The 18,531-nt window shown below is 35.3% G+C and carries 15 protein-coding genes; 5 read left to right on the plus strand and 10 right to left on the minus strand.

Translation table 11 applies throughout. The annotated features are described in order from the left end of the window. Nucleotides 1-112: 112 nt before the first annotated feature. The 3 genes from AC3ITQ_RS04500 to AC3ITQ_RS04510 all read left to right on the plus strand — a co-directional run bounded on the left by AC3ITQ_RS04500 (nucleotide 113) and on the right by AC3ITQ_RS04510 (nucleotide 4,167). Nucleotides 113-1,552 (plus strand): nucleoside recognition domain-containing protein, encoded by a 1,440-nt coding sequence (locus AC3ITQ_RS04500; protein ID WP_489236991.1) that lies wholly within the window; start codon nucleotides 113-115, stop codon nucleotides 1,550-1,552. Between the two features lie 209 nt (nucleotides 1,553-1,761). Beyond that, nucleotides 1,762-2,490, plus strand: a complete 729-nt coding sequence (locus AC3ITQ_RS04505) for a hypothetical protein (RefSeq protein WP_489236992.1) — start codon at nucleotides 1,762-1,764, stop codon at nucleotides 2,488-2,490. Nucleotides 2,491-2,562: 72 nt separating this feature from the next. Further along, on the plus strand, nucleotides 2,563-4,167 hold the full coding sequence (locus AC3ITQ_RS04510; RefSeq protein WP_489236993.1) for a fumarate hydratase: 1,605 nt from the start codon (nucleotides 2,563-2,565) through the stop codon (nucleotides 4,165-4,167). Nucleotides 4,168-4,297: 130 nt separating this feature from the next. Here AC3ITQ_RS04510 and AC3ITQ_RS04515 read toward each other — a convergent pair whose 3' ends face one another. The 3 genes from AC3ITQ_RS04515 to AC3ITQ_RS04525 all read right to left on the minus strand — a co-directional run bounded on the left by AC3ITQ_RS04515 (nucleotide 4,298) and on the right by AC3ITQ_RS04525 (nucleotide 6,575). Then, the gene (locus AC3ITQ_RS04515) at nucleotides 4,298-4,795 is read right to left on the minus strand and encodes a PAS domain-containing protein (protein ID WP_489236994.1); all 498 of its coding nucleotides are present in this window, start codon (nucleotides 4,793-4,795) and stop codon (nucleotides 4,298-4,300) included. 95 nt (nucleotides 4,796-4,890) lie between these two features. Continuing rightward, nucleotides 4,891-5,973, minus strand: a complete 1,083-nt coding sequence (gene dinB / locus AC3ITQ_RS04520) for a DNA polymerase IV (RefSeq protein WP_489236995.1) — start codon at nucleotides 5,971-5,973, stop codon at nucleotides 4,891-4,893. 89 nt (nucleotides 5,974-6,062) lie between these two features. After that, the gene (locus AC3ITQ_RS04525; RefSeq protein ID WP_489236996.1) at nucleotides 6,063-6,575 is read right to left on the minus strand and encodes a hypothetical protein; all 513 of its coding nucleotides are present in this window, start codon (nucleotides 6,573-6,575) and stop codon (nucleotides 6,063-6,065) included. 154 nt (nucleotides 6,576-6,729) lie between these two features. Here AC3ITQ_RS04525 and AC3ITQ_RS04530 point away from each other — a divergent pair, with 154 nt between their 5' ends. Beyond that, the gene (locus tag AC3ITQ_RS04530) at nucleotides 6,730-7,464 is read left to right on the plus strand and encodes a metallophosphoesterase family protein (RefSeq protein WP_489236997.1); all 735 of its coding nucleotides are present in this window, start codon (nucleotides 6,730-6,732) and stop codon (nucleotides 7,462-7,464) included. Between the two features lie 48 nt (nucleotides 7,465-7,512). Beyond that, the gene (locus AC3ITQ_RS04535) at nucleotides 7,513-8,043 is read left to right on the plus strand and encodes a DUF6646 family protein (RefSeq protein ID WP_489236998.1); all 531 of its coding nucleotides are present in this window, start codon (nucleotides 7,513-7,515) and stop codon (nucleotides 8,041-8,043) included. Nucleotides 8,044-8,110: 67 nt separating this feature from the next. On the opposite strand, the gene AC3ITQ_RS04540 is transcribed toward AC3ITQ_RS04535, so the two are convergent. From AC3ITQ_RS04540 to AC3ITQ_RS04570, 7 genes are all read right to left on the minus strand, one after another. Then, nucleotides 8,111-10,894, minus strand: a complete 2,784-nt coding sequence (locus AC3ITQ_RS04540; protein WP_489236999.1) for a M4 family metallopeptidase — start codon at nucleotides 10,892-10,894, stop codon at nucleotides 8,111-8,113. Nucleotides 10,895-11,258: 364 nt separating this feature from the next. Further along, nucleotides 11,259-11,912, minus strand: coding sequence for a CoA transferase subunit B (locus AC3ITQ_RS04545; RefSeq protein WP_192186624.1), 654 nt, complete (start codon nucleotides 11,910-11,912; stop codon nucleotides 11,259-11,261). Between the two features lie 106 nt (nucleotides 11,913-12,018). Further along, a complete protein-coding gene (gene bla / locus AC3ITQ_RS04550; protein ID WP_489237000.1) occupies nucleotides 12,019-12,906 on the minus strand; it encodes a class A beta-lactamase, subclass A2 in 888 nt (295 codons plus the stop codon). A 310-nt stretch (nucleotides 12,907-13,216) separates the two neighbouring features. Then, entirely contained in the window at nucleotides 13,217-13,918 is a 702-nt protein-coding gene (locus tag AC3ITQ_RS04555) for a CoA transferase subunit A (protein WP_375031019.1), read from the minus strand. Between the two features lie 171 nt (nucleotides 13,919-14,089). Next, nucleotides 14,090-16,396, minus strand: coding sequence for a penicillin-binding protein 1A (locus AC3ITQ_RS04560; protein WP_489237001.1), 2,307 nt, complete (start codon nucleotides 16,394-16,396; stop codon nucleotides 14,090-14,092). A 13-nt stretch (nucleotides 16,397-16,409) separates the two neighbouring features. Then, nucleotides 16,410-16,889, minus strand: a complete 480-nt coding sequence (locus tag AC3ITQ_RS04565) for a gliding motility lipoprotein GldH (protein ID WP_489237002.1) — start codon at nucleotides 16,887-16,889, stop codon at nucleotides 16,410-16,412. After that, nucleotides 16,873-18,216: a PSP1 domain-containing protein gene (locus AC3ITQ_RS04570; protein WP_489237003.1), complete on the minus strand. Its 1,344-nt coding sequence runs from the start codon at nucleotides 18,214-18,216 to the stop codon at nucleotides 16,873-16,875. The genes AC3ITQ_RS04565 and AC3ITQ_RS04570 overlap by 17 nt, the downstream gene beginning before the upstream one ends. Between the last annotated feature and the right edge of the window lie 315 nt (nucleotides 18,217-18,531).

Below are 18,531 nucleotides of genomic sequence, written 5' to 3' on the forward strand. Positions count from 1 at the left end.
TCAAACTTCCATATCGAAAAATTACAATTCCCCTTAAATTCTTCCCGTTTCAACATTAAAATCTTTGTGCATTTTATTGCTAAATAATTACATTTACAAAAAAAACAGTGCTATGGTATTAAGTAGATTTTGGTTAACTATTTTTATTTCGTCGATTATCTTTGTTATATTCAGTTTGTTTACTGCCAACACTTATACCATTGATTATGTTCTGAATGGCAAAAAAGACGATCCTATTCTTATTTCCGAAAAATACGCTGAACAACTTCCTGCTTTCATCAAAGACAGCATCAAAAAAGCGCCGGAGCAAACCATGATCATCAATCGTGATACGCTTAATGCTGACACCACTTACGTTTATAAAAACAAAACCGTAAAAATTTTTAGCGGTGTTCAAAAATCTGATGGTTTATTACCAACTTGTAAAACTACCTTACTCGATTTAATTTTACCATTAATGGCTTATTTGGCTTTTTTCTGCGGATTAATGGAGCTTTTAATCATTTCAGGAGTATCAGGAAAACTGGCAAAAGTATTAAGTCCGGTTTTTGTAAAAGTGTTTCCAAGTATTCCAAAAAACCACCCTTCTATCTCGTATATGACGTTAAACTTTGCTGCCAATTTCTTAGGATTAGATTCGGCTGCAACTCCGTTTGGTCTTAAGGCAATGGAAAGTTTACAAGAAATAAACCCTGACAAAGACAAGGCTAGTGACGCGCAGATTATGTTTATGTGTCTTCATGCTTCAGGTTTAACCTTAATTGCAACTTCAATTATCGGTTACCGCGCTGCAGCAGGTGCGAGTAATCCCGCAGATGTTATGCTTCCGTGTATCATTACTTCTTTTATTGGAACTATTGCTGCTTTTTTAATTGTCGGAATCAAACAAAAAATCAATTTCAAAAGTGCTTCTCTGGTTATTGGCTTAATGGTGTTAATTGCCGCTATCATTGGTTTATTAATGTATGTAAACCATTTAGATTTAATTGGTAAAAACTACTTTACCACTAATCTTTCTGCATTGATACTGATGGTGATCGTTCTTGCTACTTTGATTTTCTCCTTCATACATGAAAAGAAATTTACCGATGCCAATACAACTGTTTTTGAATCTTTCGTAGTAGGGGCAAATAATGGAGTCAAAACGGGAGTTACTATTTTTCCTTACGTTTTAGGGATGTTGGTTGCCATTTCATTATTTAGAAACAGCGGTTTATTTGAAATTATCAGTGATGGTATTGCCTTTGTTTTCTCGAATATGGGTGTCAACAAACAAATCACAGATGCCTTGCCGGTTGCCATGCTTAGACCTTTTAGCTCAGCAGGATCAAGAGGATTTTTGATTGACTCGATGAATACTTTCGGCGCTGATTCCTTAACAGGAAGGTTGAGCAGTATTTTCCAATGTAGTGCTGAAAGTACTTTTTATGTGATTGCGGTATACTTTGGTTCCGTAAACATTAAAAATACGCGTTACGCTTTGGGAACCATGCTTTTGGTGGATGTAATTTGCGTAATTACTGCAATTTTTGTGGCTAGCTGGTTTTTTTAAAACATTATTATTTTATCTAAACTGGACTGAAGTCCAGCCCTACAATATAGGGCAAGCCTACGGCTCTTTTTTTTAGAGTTCATGAGGAACGGATTATATTGTAGGGCCGGATTTTAATCCGGTTTAAAAATATGAATCAAGAAATTTTAATCCGGTTTAAAAATAAAACCAAATTTCAATTCATTGAATTAATAAAATACCACACAGTAATGAAACCACAATATCTTTTTATCACATGCCTTTTAATAGCTTGCCAAAAACCAAAACCAGTCGATCAGGCAATCGCAGCAACTCCGAAAAATAAAACCGAAACCATTGCAGTGAAAGAAAACTTCTTAAAAACAGACACAATTTCTATTGCTGATTATGAAGAGACATCAAAGGACAATTATATTCTGGCAAATCTTTTAGAGCAAAAAGCGGACAAAGACAGTATTGTTACGGCAAAATACCAACTTGATTTTTATCAGAATAAAACCAAAACTACTACTTCAAAAATCACCATTAAGGGAGTCAATAAAGGTTCCGAATGGACCGCTATCTACGGATTAGGAACAGAAAGTGCCAAAAATTCCCTATTTATACAAATTAGTTTTGGGTATCCGGCTTGTGGTTACAATCAAAGCCATTATCTATATTATTTAAAAAATAATGATATACAATTGGTTTATGATTGGTACACAATGTCTGATAGTGGTTGGGGAAGCTGGGTCGAGTTCGAAAATCCTTCGGCGAAAGCCAATCCTGAATCGTTCTACTGCAAAACGGTTTCTTTTGAACCTGATGATAATGATGAAAACATGGGAACTGAAAAACATTCTGATTCAATTGTTTTTCGCTTAAGCGGAAATCAATGGAAAAAGCAATTGCTCTCGGCAAAAGACAAGACTTATTTTGAGAAGAAAATGAGTTTTGATGACTTTCATAAACAAGAATAAAAACCTACATAACACCCCTAATTCAAATTCTTTCTTAGAGAAATAATTTTTAACTTTGTCAAAAACAAAGAAATGATTGATTTTATATACCAGGACCCCTATCCTATTTTAAAGGATGATACACAATATCGCAAAATTACTTCTGATTTTGTAAAAGTTGAAAAATTTGGAGAACGTGAAGTTCTGACAGTTGATCCAAAAGGATTAGAATTATTAGCCGAAGAAGCGTTAACAGATGTTTCGTTCATGTTGAGAACGAGTCATTTACAAAAATTAAGAAAAATTCTTGATGATCCGGAAGCTACAGATAACGATCGTTTTGTAGCTTACAATTTACTGCAAAATGCTTCTGTCGCTGCAGAAGGTCAGTTACCAAGCTGCCAGGATACCGGAACTGCAATTGTTATGGCCAAAAAAGGCGAAAGCATTTTTACCGGCGTTGATGATGCAGAATGGTTGAGCAGAGGAATTTTCAATACGTACCAAAAACGTAATTTACGTTATTCTCAAATTGTTCCGATTTCGATGTTTGAGGAGAAAAACTCAGGTTCGAATCTTCCGGCACAGATTGATATTTATGCTAAAAAAGGGAATTCATATGAATTTTTATTCATGGCAAAAGGTGGTGGATCTGCTAATAAAACGTATTTATATCAGCAGACTAAATCTTTATTGAATGAAAAGTCTATGGATGCTTTTGTTCGTGCAAAAATTAAGGATTTAGGAACTTCGGCTTGTCCTCCATATCATTTAGCTTTGGTTATTGGCGGAACTTCTGCGGAAGCGAACTTAAGCGCGGTTAAAAAAGCATCTGCCGGATATTACGACAATCTACCAACTACCGGAAACATGGCTGGTCAGGCTTTTCGTGATCATGAATGGGAACAAAAAGTGCAGCAAATTTGCCAGGAAAGTGCTATTGGGGCACAGTTTGGTGGAAAATATTTCACACATGATGTTCGTGTAATTCGTTTGCCTCGTCACGCCGCTTCTTGTCCGGTTGGATTGGGAGTTTCATGTTCTGCTGACAGAAATATCAAAGGAAAAATTACGAAAGACGGTATTTACGTAGAGCAATTAGAAGTAAATCCGAAACAATTTTTACCAGAAACAGCTCCACATTTAGAAGCTCCGGTTGAAATTGATTTAAATATGCCGATGAAAGATATGTTGGCAAAACTATCTCAGTACCCAATAAAAACACGTTTAAAACTAAACGGAACCGTAATTGTTGCCCGTGACATCGCTCACGCAAAAATTATGGAAATGCTGGAAGCGGGTCAACCGATGCCAGAATACTTTAAAAATCACCCTGTTTATTACGCTGGCCCGGCAAAAACTCCGGAAGGAATGGCTTCAGGAAGTTTTGGACCAACAACCGCAGGACGTATGGACGTTTATGTAGATGAATTCCAAAAACATGGCGGAAGTATGATTATGCTGGCAAAAGGTAACCGTACCAAACAAGTTACCGATGCTTGTAACAAATACGGTGGATTCTATTTGGGTTCTATTGGAGGTCCGGCAGCTATTTTGGCTCAGGATAATATCTTAAAAGTTGAAGTTGTTGACTTTGAAGAATTAGGAATGGAAGCTGTTCGTAAAATCACTGTTAAAGATTTTCCTGCATTTATTATTACAGATGATAAAGGGAATGATTTCTTTGAAAACCTTTAAAGAGATTTGCTACAAAGACACTAAGACACAAAATTTTATATTTAAAAACCGCCTTTTTGGGCGGTTTTTTGTTTTTATACTATCGCAGGAAATTATTTTTCGTGTCTTAGTGACTTTGTGGCAAATACCCTCAAGCGCTTTTATCAACGCTTTCAAAAGCTATAAAATGCGACAGCTCACCTTTTAAATTAAAAATAGGGATGCTATTTATTTTGCATTTATAGATTTCGCCATCTTTTTTATAATTCTCGATTGTTTTTTCAAATGGAACTTGTGATTGAATAGCTATTTTCATCTCTTTTAAGGCGATTTCAGACGTTTTTGGCCCTTGAAACATCTTTGGTGTCTTCCCGAGAATTTCGCTTTCTGTATAGCCTGTCATTTTTTTGATTCCGTTTGAGGCAAAAACGATTTTCAAATTCGCATCAGTAACTAAAATCACTTCGTCTAAAATTCGGTTTTTGATCTCCAGGTTTTTATCATTCCACTTAAACCGGTTTGAAATTTTATTTACTTTTTTTAAATCCACAAAAATTGCCCGTAGTTCATTTAGATATTCATAGTGAAAATCCCAGGATAAAATGGGAACGGTATTCCGTTGCGGGATTTCTTCTTTAGTATTTTTCATTTTTGAAGTGGTATTGAAAAACTTTCTACAGTAAAGATAGAGAGAAAATTCATCATAAAAGCTAGATTTCTAAGTTTTTAACGCTAGTTTGTTTATCAAAAAGCAAACTTTAACTGAACAACAACCGCTTTCTTCTCTTCTGTATTCAAATTGCTTAAAGAGATTCCGAGTAAGCGAACAGAATCTTTCATTTTTTCCTGGTACAATAATTCTTCTACCGTTTCAAGGATTAGGCTTTTATCAGCAATAAAATAAAGCAATGTTTTGCTACGTGTTTGCTGTGTAAAATCACTGTATTTGATTTTCAGAGTAACTGTTTTACCTGAAATACTATGTTTTTTTAATCGTTTTTCAAGTGAAGTGGCAATTCTTTCCAGTTGCTCCAACATAAAAATCTCCGAAGACAAATTCACATCAAAGGTATGTTCTGCTGCCACGGATTTTGTGATCCGAGATGATTTTACTTCACTATTATGGATTCCCCGCACTACTTTATAATAAAAAGCACCTGATTTTCCGAAGTGCTTTTCCAGAAATTCTTCCGACTTTGTTTTTAAATCGGCGCCGGTAAAAATTCCCAGTTGATACATTTTCTCGGTAGTTACTTTTCCCACCCCATAAAACTTCCGAATAGGCAATTCTTCCAAAAAAGATAAAATCTCATCCGGATTGACTGTTTTTTGTCCGTTTGGTTTATTGATATCACTGGCAATTTTAGCTACAAATTTATTAACTGAAATTCCAGCCGAAGCTGTCAATCCAACTTCATTTAGAATTCTTAATCGAATTTCCTGAGCTAATAAACTGGCACTCGGATTCCCTTTTTTATTCTGAGTTACGTCTAAATAAGCTTCGTCCAGCGAAAGTGGTTCTACCAAATCGGTGTATTCATGAAAAATTTTATGAATTTTACCTGAAATTTCTTTGTACCGATCAAATCTCGGCCGGACAAAAATTATTTCAGGACAATATTTTTTGGCTAAAACTCCACTTATCGCACTTCTAACACCAAATTTACGAGCTTCATAACTTGCCGCGGAAACTACTCCTCTATTCTCTGAACCTCCAACAGCAACAGGTTTTCCGCGTAAAGCAGGGTTATCCATTTGCTCAACAGAAGCATAAAAAGCATCCATATCAATATGGATAATTTTACGATATGTAGGTGCTTCAGACATACTGCAAATTTAAACAGGAAGCTTGAAAATGAAATGAAAAAAAGCTACAATTTTACAACTATAGCTTTTCTTAATTTTAGTCTAAATAATTAAAATTCAATTCTAAAACCAATTTGATTAGCACTTGCCAGTAAAGTAGTTTTCGGCTGTGATTTATAACTATCAGCCAAACCAACATTGTGTTTTTCTAGTGCCGATTTAATTTTTTTAGGATATCCTATTTTAATCGGAATTGATGCAATCAAGAGCGCGCCGCCAATAATAGCAGCGGTCATATTAGTACGCTCTGACTGTGGAGATGCATAATATCCATTACCTGAGTACGTTGCCGTGATATTATCACTATTCATTCCGACAACCAAATTTGTAGCAACAAGTCCTAATCCTCCGTAAAAAAGAACATTCCCCCATGTTTTTTTATTTCTTCCTGAATTATAAAGTGCAAGTGCCTCAGAATTATTTGCCAATAATAATCGAACTTCATCTGGCTTGAGTTTTTTATTTTCAGAATTATAAACTGTTCCACCACTTCTGTAAGTAAGTTGTTGAGAATAGCCTGCCAGTGTTAGAAGTAAAAATAAAATAGTTAGGTTTTGTTTCATGTTGTAATTTGGTTTTTGAGGTTGTGTTAGTTTTCCATTTTTCTAAAAAGATCTTTCTAATTAAAAACATTTTTAGGCACGCAAAGATTAACAACTAAATGATCACAAACAAATCATTTTATTTATTTTTGTATGCTACTCGAAATAAAATAAAATGCGAACATTTGTTATAGGCGACATACACGGAGGATTACTCGCACTTGAGCAAGTGTTGAAAAAAGCCGAAGTTACTACTGAAGATACTCTAATTTTTTTAGGTGATTATGTTGATGGCTGGAGTCAATCGGCCGAGGTAATCGAATATTTGATTGACCTAAAAAGCAAGCAAAACTGTATTTGCATTAGAGGAAATCACGATCAGCTTGCATTGGATTGGCTTGAAAACAGGCATGAAGAATTTGATGAAGAAATGTGGTACAAACATGGCGGCAGAGCTACTGTTGAAGGTTATGCGAAATTATCGGAAGAAAGAAAAAAAGAGCATATTGTTTTCTTAGAATCTTTACAGGATTACTACCATGACGATCAAAATCGATTATTTGTTCATGCCGGTTTTACTAATTTGAATGGTGTTGTCTGGGAATATTTCCCAAAATTATTTTATTGGGACAGAACCCTTTGGGAGTCAGCTCTTGCCTTAGATCCTAATCTAAATCCTGACGATCTTTTCTATCCAAAACGTTTTACTGTCTACAAAGAAATATTTATCGGCCATACTCCCGTGACCCGAATTGGACAAACCGTTCCAGTTAATAGAGCCTGTGTTTGGAATGTGGATACAGGCGCAGCTTTTAAAGGTCCGTTAACGATTATGAATGTTGACACTAAAGAATTCTGGCAAAGTGATCCGTTAAACGAATTGTATTCTAACGAAAAAGGCAGGAATTAATCTATAAAAAACTAAATTTGCAATCCGAAATAATTAATATTTAAGTTTATGAAAAAAGTTATTACATTTTTGTTGTTAGTATCATTCAGCTTAACACAAGCACAACAGGCTTTTACCGGAAAAGGCGATGTTAGAGTTAACGTTGGTGCTAATCTACAAGATGGTGGTTCAGGAATTCAGGGTTCTGTTGATTTTGGTTTAGGAGAAAACTTCTCTTTCGGATTTGTTTCAACTTACCTATTAGGAGTTGATAATTTCACCGGGTTTTACCATAATAATCCAACGCCATACACTGATGAAAAACCAGAATTTCAAGATCGTTTTGACGCAAAAGCAAGAATAAATGCAAATTTAAGCAGTGTTATTGGTGTTGAGCAATTAGACATTTATCCTGGTTTGAGCCTTGGATTACATAATTTTGGAGGACATGTTGGTGGTCGTTATTTTTTTACTGACGGTTTCGGTGTTTTCACAGAAATTGGATTTCCAATTGCTAAATATAGCGACAACAATGACATCTTTGATCACTTAAACAATCAGGCAACTTTTAGCTTAGGAGCCTCTTTTAATTTGCAATAAGTCTTTTAGATTTTCATAAAAAAGCCTCGCATTTGCGAGGCTTTTCATTTTAATCAAATTACAATTTTTACTTCTTAATAAATTTCTTAACGATTTTTTTATCCCCATTATTTAATTCGATGATGTAAAATCCTGCAGCCAGTTTACTTACGTCGATAGCATTACCAGAAACTTCTCCTGCAATAAGTTGCTGACCAATTGTATTTAAAACTTTAAATGAATATCCGTTACTATTTGAAAAAGAAACATTTAATTCATTTTCAACTGGATTTGGATATAATGCAAATCTTCCAGTTTCAGTAGTCTCAATTAATCCTGCATTTATTTCCTCCACAGCAACTGCACCAGAAGCTGTAATATTTATAGAATAATCTTCTACCTGACCGTATGAGAAAGACTCACAAGCTGTTGGAATTCCGTTGTACTTCATAGAAACTCTTACTCTTGTTGTTCCAACCGTTGCTGTTGCCGGAATTGTAATTGAACCCGTTACCGGAGTAGTTGTTGATGTAGCTTTTGTCCAGGCCGTTTCACCAGAATCTGTAAAATCTCCATCTTGGTTATAATCTATGAATACCGCATATCCTTCACTGTAAACAGAGGAAGTCCAACTAGGTGTAATTGTAATGGTATACGCTGTTCCTCGAGTTGCATTTGTAGCAATAGCTGTATAATTTTCATAACCCGTTGTTCCTGTAGAAGTATTATTGATCGTACCAAAAACTACTTTACCAATTCTTTCGTCAGCCGCACTATTTCCTTTAGACATGCAGTAGGTTAAAGTTGTTGTTGTAGTTGTAACATTTACAGCGTTGCTCGATGCTGAAATATTTCCTGCTGCGTCTTTGGCTTTTACTGTAAAAGTATATGCTGTTGATGCTGTTAATCCGGTAACTGTATACGTTGTCGTTGTAGACGAACCTTTTAAAGTGGTACCCTGATAAATGTCGTATCCTGTTACCGCTACATTATCTGTAGAAGCAGTCCATGCTAAATTGGTTGTTGTTCCGGTTGTACCAGATGCCGCAAGAGCTGTGGGTGCAGTTGGCGCAACTGTATCTGTAGATCCCGAATAAGCAGCTCCTACTCCAACGGCATAAAATGCATTTGTTGTAGCAATAACTTCAGCAGAACCAGCACCATACAAATCAATCGCTGATTGTATACCTGAAGTTCTTGCATTTGCGTAAGTTGAATTTGCAGTTAAATAAACACTTTCTAATCGATAAGCAATTTTTGCAGCTTTATCGATTGTAATTCCGCTAACATTATAAACGCTTCCGATGTCATTTGTTCCCGATTTACCAACTGAAAGGATATAAAACCAATGGTTTAAGACGCCTGAATTTGTATGAACACCACAATAATCATTATTATTTGTTGGCGTACAATTTACATTAATCCAATAAGTTCCTCCGTACGTATCCGGCTGACCTTCAGAATTTGGATCACTCATAGAGCGCAAAGCCAAATGCCCGGACCTTCTTTCAATATCTTCACCCACCAACCAGGTTGATTTTGTAGGCGCCGCACGATATTCGATACAAGCTCCCCAAATATCTGAGAAAGCTTCATTCATTGCTCCTGATTCTTTTTGGTAGGCTAAGTTTGCCGTATAAGTACATACCGCATGACCTATTTCGTGTCCGGCAACATCCATTGCAGTTAAGATATCAAAACCTCCAGTTCCCGTTCCGTCACCATAGGTCATCACACTTCCGTTCCAGAAAGCATTGTTATTATTTGGATAACCTGCGGCAACTAAATTATAATGCACATAACTTTTAATTTTCGCTCCGGCATTATCATAACTATTTCTACCATGAACAGCTGACCAATAATCATACGTCATTTCAGCTCCCCAATGTGCATCCAATGCACCATTGTCTTTATTAGTATTATTATATTCGGCAGCTGTCCAGTTATTATCTGCATCTGTGAAGTTTGTTGTTGGATATGTTGCCGTTCTTGCAGAATTATAGGTTTGAATCCCATTTCCACGCGTAACATCTGATAATATATAAGATGAACCGCTTAAACTTGTTTGAATTGTTTGCGTACCGCTATATCGAGTTGCCGCATTGGCAGCAACAACTGTAAGTTTGGAAGCTGTATTCTTTTTTTGCTCTTTAGCTCCTAAGCCGTTTGATCGCCCATGACTAAATTCTCCAAGATGTTTTATGGTTGCGTTATAAAATAATGCTTTTCCAGTTTCAGCATCAATATAAAGATCACCTCGGCTTAAAGGATTCGTTGCGTAAATATCAAATTTATAAGCCAATCTTACTTTGTCGCTTTTTCTCAATTGTCCCTGATCCTCCATAGATGGTAATAAAACCAGCTCACCTTCAGGCTTTTTATAATCCATTGCAGCGGCATCTTCAGGTTTCTCCCATAAATATTGTTTTGCACCGGTGTAAGCAATAGCTTTATCAAAAGCTGCCTGACTTGATAATTTTGGAGTTGTATTTACATTTTCAAAAGCATAAAATTCTCCGTTCATCGAAACTAATTTTCCACCTTTTGAATGTAAAGTATAATTAGCAAACTCCACTTTAATCCCTTGTTCATACAATTGAAACTTTTCATGAGTAAAACCTTCTTTATCAGATTCTACTCTAATTTTTGAAAAAGACTGATTGTCTTTTAAACCTAATTGTTCTTTAAAGACTTTTTGAGAATCAGATCCTCTGTAGGTTGATTTGTCAGTAAAACTAATTGAACTTGGCAAGCCATTTTCAGATAGATCTTTTTTACTAACTCTTTTGTCGGTATTTTGCGCAGATACAGTCATCGAAAACGCAAAAAAAACAGTTGTTAATGCTAAAATTCCGGGTAATTTTTTTTCCATAATAAGTTTGGTTAAAGTTTGGTTAAATGGATTACAAATAAAATATTTAAAGTAAGTAAATACTTTATTTTTGGTTAAAAGTATTTTAAATTTGTTAGATAATCGATGTAATTTGCCTTTAATCGATAAAATGCAACATTTTTTATACTAAATTTACTTTTATTTAACAAACTGTAAGAATCTTACAATAAAGAGATCGAAAAAGTAATTATACCACTGAATTATAACTAATTACACCTATTTAGCCTTACAAATCTTATTCCGCCTGAAAACCCCAATAAACACAATAACTTTTTAAATTATGCCACAAAAAAAGGCTAGCCTTTAAAAGCTAGCCTTATATTTTTAATTCTAAAAAAATAAATTAAATATTCATTTCCGGAATTTCACCTTCAATAATTAAATCCGCTTCAGTTGATGCAATGATATGCTCAACAGATACTCCTGGGGCTCTTTCTAAGAGCTTAAAACCTTTTTCTGTTACTTCGAGAACCGCAAGTTCAGTTACAACCTTTTTAACGCAACCTACGCCTGTTAATGGCAAAGTACATTTTTTAAGTATTTTTGATTCTCCTGCTTTATTCACGTGCATCATCGCAACGATTATATTTTCGGCGGAAGCCACCAGATCCATTGCTCCTCCCATTCCTTTTACCATTTTCCCCGGAATTTTCCAGTTGGCAATATCTCCATTTTCTGAAACTTCCATTGCACCTAAAATCGTTAAATCTACTTTTTGGCTTCGAATCATTCCGAAACTAAAAGCCGAATCAAAGAAACTCGCTCCCGGAAGTGTTGTAATTGTTTGTTTTCCAGCGTTGATAATATCAGCATCTTCTTCTCCGGCAAACGGAAAAGGTCCCATACCAAGAACTCCGTTTTCACTTTGAAATTCAACTGCAATATCTTCACGCACATAATTCGCAACTAATGTCGGAATCCCAATTCCAAGATTAACGAAATACCTGTCTTTTACTTCTTTTGCAATACGTTTTGCGATGTCTTCTTTTGTTAACATATCTCTTAATGTGTCTTTATTAAATGTGTCAATTAGAAAATTTGATAATTAGATAATGCTTTTAGCACTCTACAATAATTATCTAATTGACAAATTATCTCATTATCTAATTCTTTTTGCTAAAATAATCCCAGGTTGCTTTTGCAATATCTGCGATTATCTTCTCTGTGTCTTCTTTGCTTTCAGTAATCTCTTTTAAATAAACCGAAAGAATAAAGTGTTTTCCGTTTGGAAGTTTTACCATTCCAATATCATTCATGGCAACTCTCAGATTGTTATCGTTTGTTCCTGAAATTCCAGTTCTGTGTGCCAATTCTGTTCCTTCCGGAAGACCGGCTTTCATCCAGGTAAGTCCTCTTGAAGTTTCTACCATTATTTGATATAAATATTGAGTTGTACTTTCTTTTAGAACTTTTCCTCTATAGAATTTCTCCAGCAATTCCGTCGTGGCCAGTGGTGTCGTTGTATTTACATAAAGGTTTTTCCACGTTTCCATTTGTTTTTCGTTGAACTTGATCAAGAAATCTTTAATTCCTTGTTTGTTTATAAACTTCTGAATGACTTTTGTACCTCCAACTAAATCGATCAATATGTCACATCCGTTATTGTCACTATGCGAAACCGTATATCGCAACACTTTGTCCAACGTTAAATCTATATTTCCCTCCGGATAATCTTCCCTCATTGGGCTCCAGGTATTTTCATGCAAGTCCTTCTTCTTAATAAAGATTTTTTGATCCAATGAAAGCTTTCCTTCGTCAACTTGGTTTAGAACAGTTAAAGCAATATGGAATTTAAAAACACTCATCATTGGTGCTTTCAAATTTCCATTAATGCTTAGAGTATCTTTGTCTTCAATACCTTTAATAGAAATTCCGATTGTCGCATTTTTAGTTGCAATAATCTGATTTAGTTCTTTTCTAAGATCAGACGTGGTTTGCGAAAAACTCTGAAACGAGAGAAAAGAAATTAGAAGTATAGAAATACGATTCATTATTTTATTTTTATAAGGCCTTTTGTGAATGTGCCAATTAGAAAATTTGATAATGAGATAATGCTTGTCTCTGTGCAATCTAATTCATTATCAAAATGACTAATTATCTAATTTTTTAAATGTGCCAATTAGAAAATTTGATAATTAGATAATGCTGGGCTTTGCGCAATCTAATTCATTATCTAATTGACTAATTATCTCAATTCTCTCATTTTTTAATGTGCCAATTAGAAAATTTGATAATGAGATAATGCTTGTCTCTGTGCAATCTAATTCATTATCTAATTGACTAATTATCTCAATTCTCTAATTACGCTCTCTGCCTTACAGTTCGTTGCTCAATTCTCTTTTCAAATTTTTCTCCCTGAAAAATGCGCTGCACCATGATTCCCGGAATATGGATTTGATTTGGATCTAAAGTTCCAACAGGAACTAATTCTTCAACTTCGGCAATTGTAATTTTTCCGGCTCCGGCCATACAAGCATTGAAGTTTCTGGCGGTTCCTTTAAAAATAAGATTTCCAGCTTCATCACCTTTCCATGCTTTTACAATGGCAAAATCGGCTTTGAAGGCTTGTTCCATGATGTGCATTTTTCCATTGAATTCACGTACTTCTTTTCCTTCTGCAACTTCGGTTCCATAGCCTGCAGGTGTAAAGAAAGCTGGAATTCCCGCTTGTGCTGCACGACAACGTTCAGCCAAAGTTCCTTGCGGAGTCAATTCCACTTCCAATTCCCCAGAAAGCATCTGACGTTCGAACTCTGCATTTTCACCAACATACGATGAAATCATTTTTTTAATCTGTTTCTTTTGCAAAAGTAATCCCAAGCCAAAATCATCAACTCCTGCATTATTTGAAATACAAGTCAAATCTGAAATTGTGGTATTTACTAAGGCCGCAATTGTATTCTCAGGAATTCCGCATAATCCGAAACCTCCAAACATGATGGTCATATTGCTTTCGATTCCTTCTATCGCCTCCTGAACATTATTTACTTTTTTTGTTATCATAACAAACTGTCTTTATTAGCGTAATATTTTTGATAAAAATAAGATTTTCCGATTAATTTATAACGATTTCGTAAAAAATAAAGTCAACACAATGCAAAAAAAATATCCTTTTGTATTCTTCTGAATTTCAGAAGCCACAAAAGGATATTTTTTATTTAGAGAGAACTGAATTTACAACTCGAATTCGTCTGTATTTTGTTCTGTTTGAGTAGTGTCTTTTACCACAGCAGGTCTTTGATAACAATCTACTTTTATAGAAAGATTTGACGGACGCTCAAATTCGGATTTAGAAATCTGAAGCGCTTCATCTTTATAACAAAGTTTCATAAAATAAGCCCAAACAGGCAATGCTGCTGTAGCTCCCTGTCCGTAAGTCAAACTTTTGAAACGTGCTGAACGATCTTCACAACCAACCCAAACTCCGGTTACTAAATTCGGAACCATTCCCATAAACCAACCGTCTGACTGGTTTTGCGTTGTTCCTGTCTTTCCAGCAATTGGGTTTCTGAACATATAAGGATAACCTGTCCAGCGGTTGTCTCCGCTTCCTCCGCCTTCTGTACGCAAACGCGCCCCAGAACCGGTTTCGGTAACTCCTTCTAGTAATTTGATTACCGCAAAAGCAATATCTTTATTTAAAACATCATGCGATTCCGGAATTGGTTCGTAAATAACCTCTCCGCTTTTATTCTCAATACGGCTTAAAAACTGAGGTTTAACATAAACTCCCTGATTAGCAAATGTGCTATAGGCAGCAACCATATCTTCAACCGTAATATCAACAGCACCTAATGCAATTGACGGTTGTACCGGAATTTCTGTTTTCACTCCTAATTTTTGTGTCAATTCAACAACAGCTTCAGGGCCCGTTCTGTCAATTAATTTAGCTGAAACGGTATTGATGGAACCCGCTAAAGCTTGTTTTAAAGTTACCATCCCACGGTAGGTATGGTTTGAGTTTCTTGGCTCCCAATCTTCTGTTACGTGATGACGTCCTTTGCGAATCACAAATGGTCCATCTAAAATAGAATCACAAGGAGACATATTTAACTGTTCGATAGCTGTTGCATAAACAAATGGTTTAAAAGTCGAACCAACTTGTCTTGCTCCCTGTCCTACGTGATCGTATTGGAAATATTTGTAATTGATTCCACCTACCCATGCTTTGATATTTCCGGTTTGAGGCTCCATTGCCATTAAACCAGATTGCAAAAAGTGTTTGTAATAACGAATAGAATCCAACGGAGTCATAATGGTATCACGTTCCCCTTTCCAGGTAAAGATGCGCATTTGCGTTTTTACTTTGAATGAAGCAATAATATCATCTTCGCTTTTATCCATATCTTTCATGATAGCCCAACGCGTAGAATTTTTCATCGCCTGCATCATAAGCTTATCAGTTTCTGCCTGAGTGATATTTACGAAAGGTGCATTTTTATTGCCTTTCTGATCAATGAAGAATTGTTGTTGTAAATTTTTCATGTGTTCAGTAACCGCTTCTTCAGCATAAGACTGCATTCTCGAATCAATAGTTGTATAGATTTTCAAACCATCTTTGTAGATGTCGTAATCAGAACCGTCTGGTTTTTTGTTTTCAGCAACCCATTTTTTCATGTAATCACGAAGGTATTCTCTGAAATAAGTTGCCGTTCCTTCGCGGTGACTTTCTAATTTGAATTTTAAGGTAATTGGTAAGGCCTGTAATCTTTCCTTTTCAGCAGTAGTGATCATTTTTGCTTTTTCCATTTGCCCAAGCACCACATTTCTACGATTTTTCACGCCTTGTGGATTACGAACCGGATTGTACAAACCTGAATTCTTGAACATTCCGACTAAAATCGCCGATTCGTCCATCGTTAAATCTTTTGGTTCCTTAGAAAAATAGGTCTGCGCTGCAGAACTAACTCCAACCGAATAATTTCCGAAATCATAAACGTTGCAATACATCGCTAAGATTTCATTTTTAGTATATTGCCTTTCCAGACGAATGGCAATAATCCATTCTTTTATTTTTTGTACAATTCGGAAAGGAAGGAATTTTGATCCCTCACCGTGAAATAATTGTTTTGCTAATTGCTGCGTTAAAGTACTCGCTCCACCGTTGGTTCCTAAAGTAAAAACAGCTCGTAAAGTACCACGTCCATCGATTCCTGAATGCTCATAAAAACGGGCATCTTCAGTCGCTACCAGCGCTTCAACTAAATTTTTTGGTAAATCTGAATATTTAAGCTGAGATCTGTTGGTTTTAAAATATTTACCAAGCACAACTCCATCAGAAGAAATGATTTCTGTTGCCAAGTTAGAATCCGGATTCTCTAAATCTTCAAAAGAAGGCATGGAACCGAATAATCCCCATGAAGCAAATAAGAAGAAAGCTAAAACTCCGAGCAACGTATAAGCAAAAACTCTCCAGAATTTCTTTTTATAATAGTTAATATCTTTATTACTATTAGGTTGATTGTTTTTTTTGGTGGCCATAAATAACTATTTTCTAATCTTTTTGTTCTATTCTAAAACCTACATCTGTAATACCATCTAACTCCTGAACGCCCGGAATTTTTCCAGATTGTCTCACCGCTTGTTTGATGTGTACTTTGTATTTTCCTCTAAACTTAACGCCCTCTCTATAATACAGTTTACTTTCTTTAATATCTGTAAAACCGTTTCCTAATAAAGTTCCGTCCGGATTTGCCATTTGATATTCTAACGTATCAACTTTTGTAAAACCATTTGGCATTTCAAGAGATACAATTAAAAACAAATTATTGAATGGATAATTGTTATTGTCTCTCAAATTTACAAATAAATTGTATTTTTTGGTGGAATCTAAAACGGGCAAATCAAAAGTTACAACGCTGTCTTTATGCCAGGCACTTCCAACAGATTTGTACTCATCAAACACTCTTTTCTTATCACAAGAAAAAAGAAGAATTGCTGCCAAAAGAAGAATTCCGCTACTTTTTATTCTCATTTTTAGTAATAATTATAGGTTTTCTTGGCTCAGCTGGCTTATTGTCATTCGAATTATTTGGCTTACTCGACTGATTTTGCTTGTTGTGCGGTTTATTCGATTTATTCGGATTACCGCCAGCTGGTTTATTATTGTTATTATTATTTCCTTGTTGAGGTTTGTTTGGAGCTGGAGCTGCCACAACCGCACCTTCCGCATTTGGTTTGCGTTTACGGTTTGGTTTTTTCTTTTTCTTCGGCTGATCAAAACGAGTTAAACTCTCCTGACCCATTGCATTATTAAAGTCTTTTTCAGGCTCTGAAACAACTTCTATAGCAAAATCTTCTAGTGAAGACACTTTGTTTTTCTGTTTGTTTTCAGCAATAATCTCTTTTACCTGATCAATTTTCAAAACGTGCCAGTTTGCAAAATTATTGGTGTAAGCAAACCACATTAATCCTTTAAAAATATCTTGTTTTTGACAGATTGCATCTCCCTTTTCAGTTACTAATTTAGTATCATAATCCGGGAAATCTTTCAATGCATCCATATAAGTATCAAGCTCATAATTTAAGCAACACTTTAATTTTCCGCATTGTCCGGCTAATTTTTGAGGATTCAATGAAAGTTGTTGGTAACGCGCTGCAGATGTATTGACACTTCTAAAATCTGTCAACCAGGTTGAACAGCAAAGTTCACGTCCACAAGAACCAATTCCACCTAAACGAGCCGCTTCCTGACGAAAACCAACTTGCTTCATTTCAACTCTTGTACTAAATTCTTTAGCAAAATCTTTAATCAAAAGCCTAAAATCGACTCTGTCGTTTGCGGTATAATAAAAAGTCGCTTTTGATCCGTCTCCCTGAAATTCAATATCAGAAATTTTCATTTCTAATTTATGCTGAATCGCTAATTCTCGGGCACGAACTTTCATTGGTTCCTCGCGATCACGCGCTACTGACCAAATATCGATATCTTTTTGAGATGCTTTTCTATAAATTTTTGGAACTTCATTGCTTTCGTGGTTTACACCTTTCTTTTTCATTTGAATTTTTACCAATTCTCCTGTCAAAGTCACAATTCCGATATCATGTCCTGGTGATGCAACAGTTGCCACAATATCACCAATACTTAAAGTTAATTTCTCTGAATTTCTAAAAAATTCTTTGCGGCCGTTTTTAAAACGAACCTCAACACAATCAAAAATAGCCTCTCCATTAGACGGACTCATATTTGAAAGCCAGTCAAAAACCGTCAATTTATTGCAGCTATCGGTGCCGCAAGTCCCATTATTTTTACAACCCTTTGGTGCACCACCATCTGAGGTTGAACAACTTGTACATGCCATAATTATATATGTAGTGTTGCAAAAAGCAACTTAAGTTCATAAACGTTTAATCGGTAAAGATAGTATTTTTTTTAGTTTGCTTTTTATGCATTAAAACTAAATGCTTGTTAAATAAATAAGGAAGCTAATTTTTAAACAAAAGCTTTTTTTGATCGGTTCAAATTTGTCCTATTCTGTTACCATTTCGTCTTAAATGTCCACCCACAAGTTAAATAACAACTGACTTTTACGGATTGATTATTTCAAATTAAAAACTTTTTTATTAAGAATATAATCTATTAACAATTAGTCTTTTATGCTTTTGTAAAGCATAAA

It is taken from the genome of Flavobacterium sp. KH_001 (genome assembly GCF_057840745.1).

What these genes read in the sequence shown, in the direction of transcription:
- AC3ITQ_RS04535 (WP_489236998.1), top strand. Translation starts at nt 7,513, where the DNA reads ATGAAAAAAGTTATTACATTTTTGTTGTTAGTATCATTCAGCTTAACA.
- dinB (WP_489236995.1), bottom strand. Translation starts at nt 5,973, where the DNA reads ATGTCTGAAGCACCTACATATCGTAAAATTATCCATATTGATATGGAT.
- AC3ITQ_RS04540 (WP_489236999.1), bottom strand. Translation starts at nt 10,894, where the DNA reads ATGGAAAAAAAATTACCCGGAATTTTAGCATTAACAACTGTTTTTTTT.
- AC3ITQ_RS04560 (WP_489237001.1), bottom strand. Translation starts at nt 16,396, where the DNA reads ATGGCCACCAAAAAAAACAATCAACCTAATAGTAATAAAGATATTAAC.
- AC3ITQ_RS04500 (WP_489236991.1), top strand. Translation starts at nt 113, where the DNA reads ATGGTATTAAGTAGATTTTGGTTAACTATTTTTATTTCGTCGATTATC.
- AC3ITQ_RS04565 (WP_489237002.1), bottom strand. Translation starts at nt 16,889, where the DNA reads ATGAGAATAAAAAGTAGCGGAATTCTTCTTTTGGCAGCAATTCTTCTT.
- AC3ITQ_RS04555 (WP_375031019.1), bottom strand. Translation starts at nt 13,918, where the DNA reads ATGATAACAAAAAAAGTAAATAATGTTCAGGAGGCGATAGAAGGAATC.
- AC3ITQ_RS04525 (WP_489236996.1), bottom strand. Translation starts at nt 6,575, where the DNA reads ATGAAACAAAACCTAACTATTTTATTTTTACTTCTAACACTGGCAGGC.
- AC3ITQ_RS04515 (WP_489236994.1), bottom strand. Translation starts at nt 4,795, where the DNA reads ATGAAAAATACTAAAGAAGAAATCCCGCAACGGAATACCGTTCCCATT.
- AC3ITQ_RS04570 (WP_489237003.1), bottom strand. Translation starts at nt 18,216, where the DNA reads ATGGCATGTACAAGTTGTTCAACCTCAGATGGTGGTGCACCAAAGGGT.
- bla (WP_489237000.1), bottom strand. Translation starts at nt 12,906, where the DNA reads ATGAATCGTATTTCTATACTTCTAATTTCTTTTCTCTCGTTTCAGAGT.
- AC3ITQ_RS04505 (WP_489236992.1), top strand. Translation starts at nt 1,762, where the DNA reads ATGAAACCACAATATCTTTTTATCACATGCCTTTTAATAGCTTGCCAA.
- AC3ITQ_RS04510 (WP_489236993.1), top strand. Translation starts at nt 2,563, where the DNA reads ATGATTGATTTTATATACCAGGACCCCTATCCTATTTTAAAGGATGAT.
- AC3ITQ_RS04530 (WP_489236997.1), top strand. Translation starts at nt 6,730, where the DNA reads ATGCGAACATTTGTTATAGGCGACATACACGGAGGATTACTCGCACTT.
- AC3ITQ_RS04545 (WP_192186624.1), bottom strand. Translation starts at nt 11,912, where the DNA reads ATGTTAACAAAAGAAGACATCGCAAAACGTATTGCAAAAGAAGTAAAA.